This is a genomic window from Marinomonas phycocola (assembly GCF_047525455.1).
In the GTDB taxonomy this organism is placed as follows: domain Bacteria; phylum Pseudomonadota; class Gammaproteobacteria; order Pseudomonadales; family Marinomonadaceae; genus Marinomonas.
In genome coordinates this window covers 51,291-67,270 of sequence record NZ_JBLIXL010000012.1, presented here as the reverse complement: position 1 = coordinate 67,270, position 15,980 = coordinate 51,291, and the positions used below count along the sequence as shown (strand labels likewise).

At 40.4% G+C, this 15,980-nt stretch carries 17 protein-coding genes; 12 read left to right on the top strand and 5 right to left on the bottom strand.

Annotated features, from left to right (window positions below):
• Positions 1–325: 325 nt before the first annotated feature.
• The 3 genes from greB (at position 326) to cutA (ending at position 2,226) form a co-directional block, all read left to right on the top strand.
• A complete protein-coding gene (greB, locus tag ACMUMJ_RS10510; protein WP_414678784.1) occupies positions 326–835 on the top strand; it encodes a transcription elongation factor GreB in 510 nt (169 codons plus the stop codon).
• A 147-nt stretch (positions 836–982) separates the two neighbouring features.
• Positions 983–1,864, top strand: coding sequence for a DUF72 domain-containing protein (locus ACMUMJ_RS10505; RefSeq protein ID WP_414678783.1), 882 nt, complete (start codon positions 983–985; stop codon positions 1,862–1,864).
• A 53-nt stretch (positions 1,865–1,917) separates the two neighbouring features.
• Complete coding sequence (gene cutA / locus ACMUMJ_RS10500) at positions 1,918–2,226, top strand: YqfO family protein (protein WP_414678782.1); 309 nt, start codon at positions 1,918–1,920, stop codon at positions 2,224–2,226.
• Positions 2,227–2,247: 21 nt separating this feature from the next.
• Here cutA and ACMUMJ_RS10495 read toward each other — a convergent pair whose 3' ends face one another.
• The 3 genes from ACMUMJ_RS10495 to ACMUMJ_RS10485 all read right to left on the bottom strand — a co-directional run bounded on the left by ACMUMJ_RS10495 (position 2,248) and on the right by ACMUMJ_RS10485 (position 4,898).
• Complete coding sequence (locus tag ACMUMJ_RS10495) at positions 2,248–2,784, bottom strand: NUDIX hydrolase (RefSeq protein ID WP_414678781.1); 537 nt, start codon at positions 2,782–2,784, stop codon at positions 2,248–2,250.
• Between the two features lie 5 nt (positions 2,785–2,789).
• Entirely contained in the window at positions 2,790–4,046 is a 1,257-nt protein-coding gene (locus ACMUMJ_RS10490) for an HlyC/CorC family transporter (protein ID WP_414678780.1), read from the bottom strand.
• Between the two features lie 84 nt (positions 4,047–4,130).
• Entirely contained in the window at positions 4,131–4,898 is a 768-nt protein-coding gene (locus ACMUMJ_RS10485; RefSeq protein WP_414678779.1) for a cytochrome C assembly family protein, read from the bottom strand.
• 129 nt (positions 4,899–5,027) lie between these two features.
• On the opposite strand from ACMUMJ_RS10485, the gene ffh reads away from it, so the two are divergent.
• From ffh to ACMUMJ_RS10440, 9 genes are all read left to right on the top strand, one after another.
• Positions 5,028–6,398 carry a signal recognition particle protein gene (gene ffh / locus ACMUMJ_RS10480; RefSeq protein WP_414678778.1) on the top strand — a complete coding sequence of 457 codons (1,371 nt, stop codon included), beginning with the start codon at positions 5,028–5,030 and terminating at the stop codon, positions 6,396–6,398.
• A 185-nt stretch (positions 6,399–6,583) separates the two neighbouring features.
• Complete coding sequence (gene rpsP / locus ACMUMJ_RS10475; protein WP_414678777.1) at positions 6,584–6,832, top strand: 30S ribosomal protein S16; 249 nt, start codon at positions 6,584–6,586, stop codon at positions 6,830–6,832.
• A gap of 14 nt (positions 6,833–6,846) precedes the next feature.
• Entirely contained in the window at positions 6,847–7,389 is a 543-nt protein-coding gene (gene rimM, locus ACMUMJ_RS10470; protein WP_414678776.1) for a ribosome maturation factor RimM, read from the top strand.
• Between the two features lie 25 nt (positions 7,390–7,414).
• Positions 7,415–8,167 carry a tRNA (guanosine(37)-N1)-methyltransferase TrmD gene (trmD, locus tag ACMUMJ_RS10465; RefSeq protein WP_414678775.1) on the top strand — a complete coding sequence of 251 codons (753 nt, stop codon included), beginning with the start codon at positions 7,415–7,417 and terminating at the stop codon, positions 8,165–8,167.
• Positions 8,168–8,238: 71 nt separating this feature from the next.
• The gene (rplS, locus tag ACMUMJ_RS10460) at positions 8,239–8,601 is read left to right on the top strand and encodes a 50S ribosomal protein L19 (RefSeq protein WP_414678774.1); all 363 of its coding nucleotides are present in this window, start codon (positions 8,239–8,241) and stop codon (positions 8,599–8,601) included.
• 107 nt (positions 8,602–8,708) lie between these two features.
• Positions 8,709–9,428 (top strand): thioredoxin fold domain-containing protein, encoded by a 720-nt coding sequence (locus tag ACMUMJ_RS10455; RefSeq protein ID WP_414678773.1) that lies wholly within the window; start codon positions 8,709–8,711, stop codon positions 9,426–9,428.
• A gap of 149 nt (positions 9,429–9,577) precedes the next feature.
• Positions 9,578–10,879 carry a homoserine dehydrogenase gene (locus ACMUMJ_RS10450; protein WP_414678772.1) on the top strand — a complete coding sequence of 434 codons (1,302 nt, stop codon included), beginning with the start codon at positions 9,578–9,580 and terminating at the stop codon, positions 10,877–10,879.
• Between the two features lie 10 nt (positions 10,880–10,889).
• Positions 10,890–12,275, top strand: coding sequence for a threonine synthase (gene thrC, locus ACMUMJ_RS10445; RefSeq protein WP_414678771.1), 1,386 nt, complete (start codon positions 10,890–10,892; stop codon positions 12,273–12,275).
• Positions 12,276–12,409: 134 nt separating this feature from the next.
• Positions 12,410–13,126: a 16S rRNA (uracil(1498)-N(3))-methyltransferase gene (locus ACMUMJ_RS10440; protein ID WP_414678770.1), complete on the top strand. Its 717-nt coding sequence runs from the start codon at positions 12,410–12,412 to the stop codon at positions 13,124–13,126.
• Here ACMUMJ_RS10440 and ACMUMJ_RS10435 read toward each other — a convergent pair.
• Positions 13,123–13,281, bottom strand: coding sequence for a hypothetical protein (locus ACMUMJ_RS10435; RefSeq protein WP_414678769.1), 159 nt, complete (start codon positions 13,279–13,281; stop codon positions 13,123–13,125). The two genes, ACMUMJ_RS10440 and ACMUMJ_RS10435, sit on opposite strands and share 4 nt — an antisense overlap.
• Before the next feature lie 162 nt (positions 13,282–13,443).
• Complete coding sequence (locus ACMUMJ_RS10430; protein WP_414678768.1) at positions 13,444–15,867, bottom strand: methyl-accepting chemotaxis protein; 2,424 nt, start codon at positions 15,865–15,867, stop codon at positions 13,444–13,446.
• Positions 15,868–15,980 lie beyond the last annotated feature (113 nt).

Sequence of the window (15,980 nt, the reverse complement as noted above, 5' to 3'; positions counted from 1 at the left end):
GGTGCGAATAAGTCTACTAAGACTCAGTCTTTCAGAGAAACCGTCAAATAAGGCACGATTCTGCAGGAATGTTAATACCTTTCAAAGAGTCGTAACGAAATGTGGCGTTTTCTCTGAAAGACCCGTAGGGCATGGTCTAAAAGCCAGTATTCTTTGTTGAGTATCTCGAAAATAGGCCAGCTATTCACATTCGATACTCGCCTCGAATAGCCGGCTTTTATCCACATGCTGAGACAAGAGGACTTATTCGCACCTTCCCTTGCTGGCATTGAAAGTGTTTAAATTTAAGAAACCACCATAAAAATAATTTGGAGAATAGTGATTCATGAGTCGTTACCGTCCACCTTCCGCTCCTAAATCGGCTTACATAACAAAAGAAGGCTCAGATATATTGTTGACGGAATTGAAGTATTTATGGAAAGAAAAACGACCTCAAGTCACCGACACGGTAAGAGAAGCCGCTGCTCAAGGCGATCGTTCTGAAAACGCAGAATACATCTACGGAAAAAAACAGCTAAGAGAAATTGATCGACGGGTGCGTTATTTAGAAAAACGTTTAGCCGCGTGTACGGTAGTGGAGCGTGTTCCGAATGACCGTAGTAAAGTGTTTTTTGGCGCATGGATTACGTTAGAGGACGAGCAAGGTACTAAAAAACGTTATCGGATTGTTGGTCCGGACGAGTTGGATCATCACCCAGGTTATATCAGTATTGATTCCCCTGTTGCGAGAGCCTTGCTTAAAAAGGAAGAAGGTGAAGAAGTGCTTATTCGGGTTGAAGGGAAAGAAAAAATGTACTTCCTAGACGCTATTGAATACGTTGAAGTAATAGGCTAACTAATTCTATTATTCTCATTTCTGACGGTTTTAAGTTTTATACTTTTGATAAGTTGAAGTGACGATAGTTTTATAAGTTCAGCCTTTTAACGTTTTTATGAATATTCGTCCAATATCTAAATTTATATATTAATAGAGGCAAAGTGAATGATTACTATGGAACTAAATAACCTCTATTTTGGTATGGCTCAATGGAATCATCCCGATTGGATGGGGTGGTTATATAAAAATGGGTCAGGTAGTGCTACACGGCTAGAAGAATACGCCCGTTTTTTTAATTCTGTAGAAGTGGGGAGTAGTTTTTATGCAGACTTAACCGATCAAACGATTAAACAGTGGTATGAGCAAGTACCGCAAGATTTTCGGTTTTCATTTAAAATCCCTCAAGAGGTGACTCATCAACTTAGTGAGCAAACGCTTGCTGAAAGTTGTGAGAGATTGAAGCAGTTTTGTCATCAACTCAGTGCTTTTGAAGGCAAATTGGGCGCTACTATGATGCAGTTTCCCGCAACCGTCGGGCCTCAACATATCTCATATATCGAGCAACTGTGCGATGTTTGGTCTTTGGATACAGCGCTGAGTGTAGAAGTACGTCACTTGGATTTTTTTGACAAGGCGGACACAGAAACGGCCTTTTTAAGATTATTGAGCAATAAAAAAATGAATCGAGTCATTATGGATTCACGGCCTGTGTTTTCGACAGACGCCTATTGCGACAGCTTGCTTGATGCGCAACAAAAGAAGCCTAAGGTTCCTTGTCATCCTGTTGCGACGTCGGCCCATCCTGTCATTCGTTATATAGGGCACCCTGATATGGTGTTGAACGATGTGTATTTGGATCAATGGGCAAAAAAACTCTGTGAATGGATTCATAGTGGTCATACTCCCTACGTTTTTGTTCACTCTTCAGATAATGTAAAAGCCCCTTTATTGGCTCAGGCGCTTGAAGCAAAAGTATTAGATTTGTTAGGAGGGTATACGAATCGAATCGTACTGCCGACTTTACAAGAACAAGAGTCATTGTTTTGATAGCGTTACTGTAATAACGGTTTATCATTTTGAATTAATCAAAGGGAAGCGGTATGTATTCTTTAGTATTTAATGTGCCTGTCTCTCATGTAGAGAGTGTTAAAAACGCCATATTTGCTGTTGGTGGCGGTTCGATGGATGGGTATTCTCATTGTTGTTGGCAAGTACTGGGAGAAGGTCAGTTTAAGCCTGGGGCGGCAAGTAGCCCTTTTTTGGGGAAGGTAGGTGAGCTTCATAAAGTGGAGGAGTATCGTGTAGAAATGGCGATCTCTAAAGCGTTAAAAGCCGAATGTGTTAGGGCATTAAAGGCAAGCCACCCCTACGAAGTAGTGCCTTATTATTTGGTAGAAATTATTCTGTAAGGCAGTGTGTAGCGTTAGAATTTATGTCACGGGATAAATGGTATCTTCATGAAATTGAAACTGACCATTCTCTATATCTTGTAAATAAAGCTTAAGAGTTTTCGTGACACTACTAAACGCAATGTCATCCCATGGTATTTGATCGTACTCAAAAAGCGCAACGTCGGAACTTTCTTCTGTTGGATGGAAGTCCGCTTTGGTCAGTGTGGCTAAATAGAATAAATGGATCTGATTAATATGTGGAATGTTAATCATGCTAAAAGCAGGGCCGCAAATCGCATGTGATCCTGTCTCTTCCAATGTTTCTCTAAGTGCGCCTTCTTTTGTGGTTTCTTGATTTTCCATAAAGCCAGCAGGCAAAGTCCAATAACCCAATCTTGGTTCAATACTTCGTTTACACAAAAGAATCTTGTTGTCGAAAATGGGAAGCGTGCCAGTGATAACATTTGGATTATCATAATCAATATGATCGCAGGTAGGGCAAACGGCTCTGTCTCTGTTATCACCCGGGGGGATTTTACATTCAACTTGATTCCCACATTTTGGACAAAAGCGCATTATTGTTACCTTCTGAGCCTTAGTTTAGCGAATTTAACCACTTTATCTTCAATTTCTAAAATTTCAATTAAATAATTATCTACCCTTAATCCAATTGGATGTTCGGGGATCAACTCTAAGGTTTCAATGATTAATCCATTGAGTGTCTTTGGGCCATCAGTAGGAAGGTGCCAATTGAGCGTTTTATTGATTTCTCTGATGTGAGTAGTACCTTCGATTCTAAATGACCCGTCTTCTAGTGTTTTAATCTCGTCTTCTTCGTCTTCTGTAGGTTGTGTAAACTCCCCAACAATTTCTTCTAAGACATCCTCCAAGGTGGCAATGCCCTGAACATCACCATATTCATCAACCACCAATCCCATTTGTTGATGGCCTTTTTGGAAGTTCAGCAGTACGGTATTTAAAGAGGTACTTTCTGGAATGAAGTACGGCGCCATCGTGGCTTTAAGTAAGGCGGCTTTAGATGGACTTTCTTCTCTTAAGAAAACCGCAGCATGGCGAGCATGCAATATACCGATTACCTTATTAATTTCTCCGCTGTAGATGGGCATTCTGGTGTGTCTTGATTGGCAAATTTGTTCAATAATTTGTTCGATATTGTCTTCAATATCAATACCTATCACTTCATTGCGTGGGATCATAATGTCTTCAACAGAGACGTTTTCAAGATCTAAGATGGATATCAGCATCTCTTGGTGGGCTGCGGGGATAAGACCACTGGCTTCATTGACGATAGTGCGTAATTCTTCGGAGCTGATTTTGTCTTGATTTCCTTGATTCGCATGAACTCCAAACAAGCGTAATAGCCCATTTGACATCATATTTACGATCACGACTAATGGGTAAAGAATTTTTAAGAGTATGCTTAATACCCATGAAGCAGGAAAAGCAATGCGTTCTGGGTGGATGGTCGCCAGTGTTTTTGGCGTGACTTCAGCAAAAATAAGGATGATCAGTGTCAGTGCGCCCGTTGCAATAACAACACCTGCATCTCCCCAAATACGAACAGCAATTATTGTTGCAATGGCAGAGGCTAAAATATTAACAAAGTTGTTACCAATGAGTATAACGCCAATTAATCTATCCGGACGTTCAAGTAAGTGGCTGACTTTTATGGCTGAGCGGTTTTTGCCTTTCGCTAAATGTTTTAGACGATATTTATTGACCGATAACATGCCAGTTTCGGAGCTTGAGAAAAATGCAGACAGGATAATAAGGGCAAATAGTATTCCACCAAGAATACTTAAGGGGACGTCGTTCAAAAAAATTAAGCCTTTTAAAATTAAGAATGCTGATTATTAGTCGTTTCAAACCATACTGTCAAACACTGTCATGAACTAATTTAATTATCGTGCTAAAAACTGTAAAACAATTGAACTTCCAAAATAGCCTAGCATCAATAATGTAAAACCTCCCAGTGTCAGTTTTACGGCATGTTGTCCTCTCCATCCAATAAAATGGTGGCCAGCTAGTAAACCTGCGAACACAGACCATGACGCAATAGTAAAAACGGTTTTATGAACCAGTTTCTGAGCAAAAATGTCATCAATAAAATACAAGCCGGTCAGTATGGTTATGGTTAATAAAATAAAAGCGGCCCAAATAAATTCAAACATTAGGTCTTCAAGGACTTGAAGAGGAGGTACTCTTAAAAGCTGTTTTAAGTGGTGATGCTTAAGTTGGTACTCTTGTAAAGAAAGTAACATGCCAATGCCACAGGCTGCTGTAAATAGGCTATAGGCTACAGCTGCAATAAGGATGTGTAGTGATGTGCCAAAGGAGTGGCTCTGTAAAGAGGGTAGGCTCCACCACTCAGTGACATTTATGAACAGAATAACACTTGATAGCGGGAACGCGAAGCTAAGTAATAAGGACAAATCTTTATTACGATTGCTAAGCCAGAGTAATAAATTGCCTATAACCGAGATTAATAATCCAATCGTTAGAAAATTAAACCCATGCTTTGAGTTGAATAATAAAACGAGTGCAACACAACAAACTGTGTTGGTTGTCGCTCCAATCAGCTGAGTTACCTTGTTTTCTGGGCGATAAAAATAACTTGCTCCAGCGATCAAAGATAAAAAACTGGCTAGCCAAAGTGCGATTTGTGTCATGAATCTCTGTAGTCCATTCAGTAAAGGTATAGGGTGAGAATTAATTATCCGTTATAATAGGTCTAATTCAACATTGGATAAACCGTGATCTGGTTTTTTTCCTTATAGAACGCTATTTTTGGGGCTGTTATGTTTGATAATTTATCTGATCGTTTAACGTCTTCCTTGGATCGAATTCGAGGCCGCGCTAAATTAACAGAAGACAATATTCAAGAAGTATTACGTGAAGTGCGTATGGCGCTTCTTGAAGCGGATGTTTCATTGCCAGTTGTAAAAGACTTTATTGGTAATGTAAAAGAACGTGCTATTGGTACTGAGGTAAGCAAGAGTCTTAGTCCAGGTCAAGTTTTTCTAAAAATTGTTAAGCAAGAACTTGAAAAGGTAATGGGTGAGGCAAACGATGAGTTAAACCTTCGTGCAGCGGCGCCAGCGATTATTTTACTGGCTGGTTTACAAGGTGCGGGTAAAACCACATCAGCGGCCAAATTGGCTCGTTTTTTAAAAGAGCGCCAGAAGAAATCGGTGTCTGTTGTCAGTGCCGATGTGTATCGTCCGGCTGCGATTAAGCAGTTAGAGACATTGGCGAGTGAAGTGGGCGTGGGTTTCATCCCGAGTGATATCTCTCAAAAACCAATTGATATTGTTAATAATGCAATTGATGTTGCGAAAAAGTCTCATAAAGATGTCTTAATTGTCGATACGGCTGGCCGTTTAGCCATTGATGACGCCATGATGACTGAGATCAAAGCGCTGCATACGGCGATTAATCCAGTTGAAACCTTGTTTGTCGTTGATGCAATGACAGGTCAAGATGCTGCGAATACAGCAAAAGCATTTGGTGATGTTTTGCCTCTTACTGGGGTGATATTAACTAAGACTGACGGTGATGCCCGTGGTGGTGCTGCATTATCTGTGCGTCATATTACAGGTAAACCGATTAAGTTCTTAGGTGTTGGTGAGAAAACAACGGCGTTAGAACCTTTCCACCCTGATCGTTTGGCCTCTCGTATTCTTGGAATGGGCGACATGCTTTCCTTGATTGAGGAAGCAGAACAGAAAATTGATAAAGATAAAGCCCAAAAACTGGCCGGTAAACTGCAAAAGGGTAAAGGCTTCGATCTTGAAGACTTTAAAGAGCAGTTACAGCAAATGAAAAATATGGGTGGTATGGGCGCAATGCTAGACAAACTTCCAGGTATGGGAGGGCAGTTAGCCAATGTTCAAGATCAAGTCAGTGATAAAATGTTTATCCAAATGGAGTCGTTAATTAATTCTATGACGCCCGCTGAGCGTCGTAATCCTGATGTAATTAATGGTTCGAGAAAAAAACGTATTTCTGCAGGGGCTGGTTTACAGATACAAGATGTTAACCGTTTGTTGAAGCAACATAAGCAAATGCAGAAAATGATGAAGAAATTTAGCTCTAAGTCTGGCATGAAAAAAATGATGCGGGGTTTAGGTGGAATGATGCCCGGTGGCGGAGGATTCCCTAAATTTTAGTTAATAAAGTGAATAAACGACTAATAAACACTTAATTTTAACAAATTCTTGGAAAAAACCTCAGAAGAAGTGAAACGCCTCTTTTGTTTTTTCTTTATATCAACTAGAATGTGCCGCCTTCTTGATCTATGGCTAAAAATTGCCGATGCAAGAGGTGTTTCGTTAAGCAATAAGGAACCAATAATATGGTAACTATTCGTCTTTCTCGTGGAGGCTCTAAGAAGCGTCCTTTCTATCACTTGAACGTGGCTGACAGCCGTTGTGCTCGTGATGGTCGTTATATCGAGCGTCTTGGTTTCTTTAACCCAGTTGCTCGTGGTCAAGAAGAGCGTTTACGCATCGATTTAGATCGTGTAAATCATTGGGTATCTCAAGGTGCTCAACTATCTGACCGTGTTGCTAAGCTTGTAAAAGATGCTAGCAAAAGCGCTTAATAACTGAGGTAATTATGTCTAAAAATAAACAAGCCGCTCCTGAGCAACCGCTTGTTGTTGGACGGATTACTTCTGTTTTTGGTGTTAAAGGGTGGGTGAAGTTATATTCACATACCGAGCCAATGCAGGGTATTTTTGATTATCCTAATTGGTGGTTAAAAACCCCTAGTGGTTGGCAATCAATAGAATTAAACCAAGGACGTCTTCAGGGACGTGGTTTGGTCGCAGCAGTAAAAGGTTATCACGACAGAGATCTTGTTAAAGAAATCTGTGGTATGGATATTTATACTGATGCAAACAATCTTCCTACGTTAGATGACGGTGATTATTACTGGAGTCAGCTAGAAGGATTGAAGGTCATCACCAAAGAGGGTGTCCTCTTAGGTAAAGTTTTTCAGATGATGGAAACAGGCGCAAATGATGTGCTTGTTGTTCGAGCTTGTGAAGGCAGCTTTGATCGTGAAGAGCGATTGCTTCCATATTCTCCAGATCAATTTGTTTTAAGTATTAACTTAGAGCAGAAAGAAATGGTAGTAGATTGGGATCCAGAGTTTTAGCGGTTATTTTTGTAAAGGGTAAAATGTGCAGGTTAGTGTAATTTCACTGTTCCCTGAAATGTTTCAAGCTATTACCCGATATGGTGTAATAGGGCGAGCCGTTAGATCCGGAATAGTAGAAGTCGACTTTCTGAATCCTCGTGATTTTACTCGTGATAAGCATAGGACCGTCGATGATCGACCTTATGGTGGTGGTCCAGGGATGCTCATGAAAGTGCAGCCCCTGAATGATGCAATTGAAGTGGCTCGTAATAAGCTGCCCAATGCTAAGGTTATTTTTCTGTCCCCTCAAGGGCGTACACTCACGCAGGAAGGTGTGCAATATCTGGCTAAACAAGCAGAATTAATTCTGGTAGCTGGACGTTATGAAGGCGTTGATGAGCGTTTGATTCAATCTCAAGTTGATGAAGAATGGTCTATCGGTGACTTTGTGTTAAGTGGTGGCGAGTTGCCGGCAATGGTTCTAATGGATTCTGTTTTCCGTATGATCCCAGAAGTCTTAGGCCATAAAGCATCAGCAGAAGAAGATTCTTTTTCTGATGGTCTATTAGATTGTCCGCATTACACTCGACCGGAGGTATTAAACGAGACGCCTGTGCCGTCTGTACTACTTAGCGGGAACCATGAGGAGATCAGACGCTGGCGATTAAAGCAAAAGCTCGGAAGAACTTGGCTACGCCGGCCAGACCTCTTGCAAGACCTTGAGTTGGACAAGGAACAGCAAGAGTTGTTAAAAGAGTTTATTCACGAAACTGAAGATTCAACCTCGGCAGAGTAGGAATTGTGAACTTATTAGAGTGGAATACATCTTTCATTCGGTAAGAAACCAAATCATTAGGAGTCAAATCCATGAGCAACAAAACATTAATTATTCAGCAACTTGAAGCTGAACAGATGACAAAAGAAATTCCTGCGTTCGGCGCTGGTGACACTGTTGTTGTTCAAGTTAAAGTTAAAGAAGGTACACGTGAGCGTTTACAGGCTTTTGAAGGCGTTGTAATTGCAAAACGTAACCGTGGTCTTAACTCTGCTTTCACTGTTCGTAAAATTTCGAACGGCGTTGGTGTTGAGCGTGCTTTCCAGACTTACAGCCCATTAGTTGACAGCATTGCTGTTAAACGTCGTGGTGATGTTCGTCAAGCGAAAATCTACTATCTTCGTGATCGTTCTGGTAAATCGGCACGTATTAAAGAGAAGTTGGCTAAGCGCTAATAGATCTGATTTTGAAAAAGGCAGCCTCGGCTGCCTTTTTTTATGGAACTTATTTCTTATTTTATGGCCTAATAGCAATTATTGTGTGCTTAAAAAATGAGAAGTTTATGAAATACGATGTTTCAATGGCATTTAAAATGCTTTCTTTAGGAGCAACTTTCTTTTCGGCAGTTGCCATTTCCGCGCCTGAAGATGTTGTTCGATCTTCTATTAATATGGCGGTTCCGCAATACTCAATTGAATCCGTTACGCTACATGAAAGCACAGGCTTGTATGTCGTTTCTTTGACAGGTGGTCCTGTTTTGCATGTCAGTGCTGATGGTAAATCTTTTATTGCGGGTGATGTTTATCGTATCGAAAGTGATGGTGTTGTTAATGAGACAGAAATTGCTAAATTACAGAAAGTGGAAGACATGCCATTAGATCAAATGGTTGTGTATGCTGCAAAAGGTGTGGAAAAAGCGCATATCTCAGTATTTACCGATGTCGACTGTGGTTATTGCCGTATGCTACATAAAGAAGTGCCTGCGCTAAATGATATGGGCATTACCGTGCGTTACTTGGGCTTTCCTCGTGCTGGCGTTGGGTCGAATACTCACTCTAAATTGACTAGTATTTGGTGTTCTGACGATCCACAGAAATGGATGACTCAGGCAAAACTGGGCAAAACAGTGCCTTCTTCTCATTGTGAAAACCCCATTGCGCAACAATATCAACTTGGACAATCTGTCGGTGTGCGTGGTACACCGAGTATCGTTTTAAGTAATGGAAAATTTATTCCCGGCTATTTACCTGCTGATGAGCTATCGAAAGAGCTTGGTTTGTAATGAAAGCTTAAAAAAACACAATAAGTTGACGGTATAAGAGTAACTCGGCTTTAGGTTTTGACTTCACTGACGGTATAATGTTTGAAATCGAGTTGTTTGATTAACCATCAACTCGAATTATTTTTTAAGCATCTCTGTGGGGTACTATTTTGAAACCGGTAAAAGTCGGCATTTGTGGGTTAGGAACCGTTGGTTCTGGAAGCTTTAATATCCTTCGAAATAACGCGGAAGAAATTACACGTCGTGTTGGGCGTAGCATAGTTATCGAGCAAGTGGGTGCTCGTCGTGATAACGATATGTGCGATTTAACAGGTGTAAATGTAACACGCGATATTTTTGACGTAGTTTCTAATCCCGAAATTGACATTGTAATGGAATTGATTGGTGGTACGACGATCGCCAAAGATCTTGTATTACAAGCAATTGATAATGGAAAGCATGTCGTAACGGCAAATAAAGCGCTCATCGCTGAGCATGGCAATGAAATTTTTGCTAAAGCTCAAGAAAAAGGCGTTATGGTGGCTTTTGAAGCGGCTGTTGCTGGCGGTATTCCGATTATTAAAACACTCAGAGAAGGCCTGTCTGCAAATCGTATTGATTGGTTAGCGGGTATCATCAATGGTACTGGTAACTTTATCATGACCGAAATGAGCGAAAAAAGTCGCCCATTCGCAGACGTACTTGCAGAAGCTCAGGCGTTGGGTTATGCAGAAGCGGATCCAACGTTTGACGTTGAAGGCATTGATGCCGCTCATAAATTGACTATCCTTGCGTCCATCGCATTTGGTATTCCGCTACAATTTGAAAAAACCTATACAGAAGGCATTAGCAAAATCACATCCGAAGATGTGGGCTTTGCTAAAGATCTTGGTTATAACATCAAGCATCTTGGTATTGCTCGTCGTACAGAGCAAGGCATTGAATTACGAGTGCATCCTACCTTAATTTCTAAAAAGCAATTATTAGCAAACGTTAATGGCGTGATGAACGCTGTTATGGTTCAAGGCGACGCAGTAGGCCCAACTTTAACTTACGGTGCTGGTGCAGGCGCACTTCCGACGGGGTCTTCGGTTATTGCTGATGTGATTGATGTGGCGAGAACGTTAACAGCCGATCCTGATAATCGTGTACCTCACTTGGCGTTCCAAGCGAATTCATTGTCGGATCTAGCGGTATTACCAGTAGAAGAAATTGACAGTGGTTACTTCTTAAATATGAATATTGAAGATAGGGCGGGTGTTTTAGCGAACATTACCCAAATCTTATCTAAGCATGGCATCAGTATTGAATCTTTGATTCAGCGTGAAAGAGAAGGTAGCGATCTGGTTCCTTTGGTTGTTATGACGCACATGGTAAAAGAGCGCAATATGAATTCTGCGATCTCTGAGATTGAGTCTTTATCGGCTGTTTCAGGCAAAGTGCAGCGTATTCGTGTAGAGCATTTAGCGTAGGAAAACAGTGATGAAATATATTTCTACTCGAGGAAAGGCCCCTGCGCTTTCTTTTGGTGACGTACTATTAGCAGGTTTAGCGAGTGATGGTGGTCTTTATGTGCCTGAAACATTGCCTTCATTCTCTGCGGAAGAAATTGCATCTTGGTCTGGCTTAAGCTACCAAGCGTTAGCGTTTAATATTATGTTTCCTTTTGTTGAGGATGAAATACCAGCAGACGCATTTCGCAGCATGATTGATGACGCATATGTGGGGTTTAATCATTCATCTATTGCGCCTATGGTACAAACGGATACGAATGAATGGATCTTAGAATTATTTCGGGGACCAACACTTGCGTTTAAAGACTTTGCATTACAATTGCTGGGTCGTTTAATGGATTATGTATTAACGAAGCGTAAAGAAAAATTGGTTATTCTGGGTGCGACGTCTGGCGATACAGGCTCTGCTGCTATTGAGGGTTGTCGTCATTCTGAACATTTGAGCATCTTTATACTTCATCCTTATGAGCGTGTATCAGAAGTTCAGCGCCGTCAAATGACGACAGTGATTGACGATAACGTGTTCAATATTGCGGTTAAGGGCAATTTTGATGATTGTCAGGGAATGGTTAAGAACAGCTTTGCCGATCAATCTTTTTTGAATGGCGCTAAGCTAGGTGCTGTGAATTCGATTAACTGGGCTCGTATCATGGCTCAAATCGTTTATTACTTCTCTTCTGCATTGTCTGTGGGTGCACCTGCTCGTAAGGTTTCTTTCTCTGTTCCTACTGGCAACTTTGGGGACATTTTTGCTGGCTATTTAGCTAAGAAAATGGGGTTGCCTATTGATCAGCTTGTCGTTGCAACGAATCAGAATGATATTTTACACCGTGTTATTTCTGAAAATGACATGAGCCGTCAATCTTTGAATGTTACTTTATCTCCTAGTATGGACATCATGGTATCCAGTAATTTTGAGCGTTTATTGTTCGATGCTCATGGTCGTGATGGTGCGGCGATTGATGATTTGATGTCTCGATTTAATGCTGGTGATGTGTCTCTTAATGATGAATCGTGGGCGTTCGTGAAGCGCCATTTCGACAGTTATAAAGTAAACGATACCCGTACCTGTGATGTTATTAAGAATGTGTTTGCAAAAACGCAGTATTTATTAGATCCACATACTGCGATTGGATTAGATGCGGCGCGTGCATGTTGGAGAGATAAATCTGTTCCTATGATTACATTGGCAACAGCACACCCGGTGAAGTTCCCTGAAGCCGTGGAGAAGGCGGGTTGTGTTTCTCCTGAGCTTCCTGAGCATATGGCTGATCTATTCGAAAGAAAAGAAGCTTACGATGTGCTGGATAATGAATTAAGTGAAATACAGAAGTTCGTAACAGCTAGGTTATAACATTACCTGCTCACTTTCTGTTCTACTATAAACGGCAACTCACCTCTAAAGTGACTTGCCGTTTGTTTTATAGACCTCTGATGTGCGTTATTTACTTAGAGGAGAGTGTATTAAGTATAAAAGAGAAACGAAGAGTGAATATTGTTTTATTTGATGAAGCTCAACAAACAGAAGATGGCTTTTTTACGTTAACTCAGAGGCAGTCTCAACACTTTAGTTCTGTTGTTAAAGCAAAGCCGGGTGACAGCATTAGGATTGGCCAATTGAATGGAAAAATAGGGCAAGGATTGTATTTAGGCAATGAAGAAAAGCGAATGCAAATTATGTCGTTAAATGAAGCGCCTCCTAGTGCATTGCCTTTAACGTTAGTGCTTGCTTTACCTAGACCGAATATGCTGAAAAGAACACTATTAAACATTGCGAGCATGGGCGTTAAAGACATTGTTATTCTGAATTCTGCGAAAGTTGAAAAGAGCTATTGGCAATCTCCAATACTGAAATATGAAAACTTACAGACTATTCTAAAAGAAGGTTTGGAGCAGGCAAAAGATACTATTTTACCTTCAATACAGTTGGTACCGAGATTTAGACCCTTTGTAGAAGATCTTATTCCTACTATGTCGGCGGGGAAACATTGTTTACTTGCGCACCCTTATGACGCAGAAACGTGTCCTGTTGCTTTGACAGGAGATTCTATTTTAGTCATTGGTCCAGAAGGTGGCTGGAATGAATTTGAAGTTGGGAAGTGGCGTGAAGTCGGCTTTAAACAAGTGCATTTAGGTGAGCGTATTTTAAAGGTAGAGACAGCGGTGCCAGTACTCTTATCGCGTTTATACCCCGCTGGGCTTTAGTTTTTGTCTTTGTCTTTAAATTGGCTTTTATACAAGTCGTAAGCAGAGAAACCAAAAAAGGCAGCACCGAGAAGTAGATCAATAACACTGACCTTTTGAATGCCTAATACAATTAAAAGGAGTCCGAGTGCAATAAAAATAATGTTAAGAAACATACGCTATTTTTTAAAAAGGCCATTAAAAAACCCGCATATCGAGACTAAGCTCGAAACACGGGTTAGGGGATATACACAGAGAACGTCAATTCGCATTGCAGTCTCCTGTGTAGGTCTTCCAAGTTAAAGCCCTAAGACGTGTTTGTCAAATAAATTACATTTTTACTTGGTAGAATGATGGTTAGCCATTTTTTCGTTTGGTTTTGTTTCTCTGCGAGATCGAGTTCTTCTATGTGTAGACATAACGTTTTCTGTGACTTTGAATTTGCGGATCATATCCATGATGTTGTCACCTAACTTAATGATGTCTTTACCGACCTCTTGAGAGTGTAAGCTTTGCTCTTTAGACTCAATAAAGCTTTCATTCATTTTTTCGTAATTTAAATTTACTAAGACAATATTACTTTTCTGTTCGTCGATTGCTGTGCCTATTTGAGCTATCTGACTTGAGATTGTATGCATTGCTGCTTTTACATCGTATAGAGACTTAGTTGCCTCCGTCACTTTCATTGAAGAGTGCAGCGCATTGTTTTTTCCGTCATCCATTAGGCTAACAACAAGTTGGGTACCTGATTGAATTGCCCGAACCATTTCTGTTACTTCGTCTGTGGATTCGCGTGTTTTTGATGCAAGCGTGCGAACTTCATCAGCAACAACAGCGAACCCTCGCCCTGCTTCACCTGCTCTTGCTGCCTCAATTGCTGCATTAAGCGCTAACAAATTGGTTTGCTCGGCAATACTATTGATTACATCAACGATGCTAGTAATTTGGTCTGTGTCACTTTTTAGTTGGTTAATTGCTTCCACAGATTTATTAATGTTTTCAGATAAGTGGTTCATGGTTGTCGAAACACTTTCTACAGCCACATTACTTTGGTCTACGGTTTTATTGCCTGTTTCTGTCGCTTCATTGATGAGTGAGAGTTGTTGATTTACTTGCTCCGTTGATTCGCTTGTATCGGTTAAATATCCGGTGACTTTATTGGCTAACTGCTCTTGGGCTTTCGTGGATTCCAATAGTTTGTTATTAACATCGGCAATGTCTTGTGAAATCGGAATTAATCTAACGATGGATTTCAGAACCGAAGAGAAGGTCGTGTCTATGTGAGAGATAAATAAATTCATGCCTGTTGAAAGTTGGGAAACTTCGTTTTTGCCTTTTATGGCTAACCGTTGAGTTAAATCACCTTCCCCTTCTGCAAGACCATATACAGTTTGTATCATTTTCTGGAGAGGGCGAACGATAATTAAGCTAACCCCCCATCCTAAAAATGCACCAAGTAAGAGTGCAAGCGCACTAAAGATGGAGGCATTCAGTAAAATGGATTTTTTTAGCTTCTCAATGGAAGAGAAGGCTTCTTCTTCATCGATTTCACTCATAATTACCCAATTTAATCCATTAATGTTGAGTGGTTTGTAAGCGGATAAAACAGAAATGCGCCTATAATCATCGAAAATATCAAACGCTGTATTTCCAGCCAGTGCGTTTTTAGTCCCTTTTGTGTTGATGGGTTGGAGGCCAATACTGCTTGAGCGGTTATCTAATTTACTAATCGTTGCTGTCTCTACCCCTATGTCTTGCATCAATTTCAAATACGCGGTTTTATCTTCCAGTAAAAATCGGCCATTACTGCGCATTAAATAGTCGTCACCAACTAAATAGGTTTCTCCTGATTTACCTAATCCACTCGATTCCCACTCTTCATTGTGTGTCATTATGGTGTTAATTCGATCGATAGGCATTTGAAAAATGAGCACGCCGACTATTTCTTCTTTATTGTAAATGGGTGAGGACATAAAAGAGGCAGCTGAATTGTAAGAGGGGAGATAGGGAGCGAAGTCTGTTAAGAAAACGTCATTTTTTGATGTGGCGGACAAGGCTTTTTTAAATGCTTCACCTATACCTGTCTGTGAATATGGCCCTGTTTCTAAAGAGGTTGCATAGTCTAATTCTTTAAAAACGCTATAAATTATATTGCCGCTTTTTGCATCGACCAAAAAAATATCATAATAGTCGAAACGTTGCTGGTACTCTCTTATTAATGGGTGATACTTAGAATGAAGAGTGTCGTATCTTGAATGATCACCGCTTGAAATTAGAGAGTCTTTTTCGCCTAATGGGTGTGTGTTTTTGCTTATGTATGTTGCTTGAAGGTTTATTGTGTTATTGGATAGTTGGTTCAATAATGAGGGTGGTGGTGAGTCGCCATTATTGAGTTTTTTATATTTGGTTCCGAATTGAGCGCCATAATATCGATTGAGTGTTTCTTTATTTTGGGAAAAAACTGTTTGAGATATTTTATTAGAATAATGATTAAAAGCAGGGGTCATTTCTGTTAACGCGTCAAGTATCATCAAATTGCTTGAGAGAGTAATAACTTGATTTTCAATAACACTAAAGTAGTTTTCAATATTTCGAGCTGTTGAATCTCGTACCGCAGTGAGTTTGTCTTGAGCGCTTTTAGAAAGAGAGTCAGAAGCATCGTTAAGTGCTTGGCTACTGAGTAGGATGCTAATAAGGGCTGCAGGAACAAATGCGAGAAATGTGCAGAGTAAAATTAGTTTCGCTTTTATAGTCAGTGACATAGATAATCCTTTTTATCTCAAGCTAACACGATCGAACGTAAAAATGATCGAACATAGTAGTTACTCTGATTTAGCAATTCATAGTATTTTCTGTGCGACAGTGTAGCTATTTT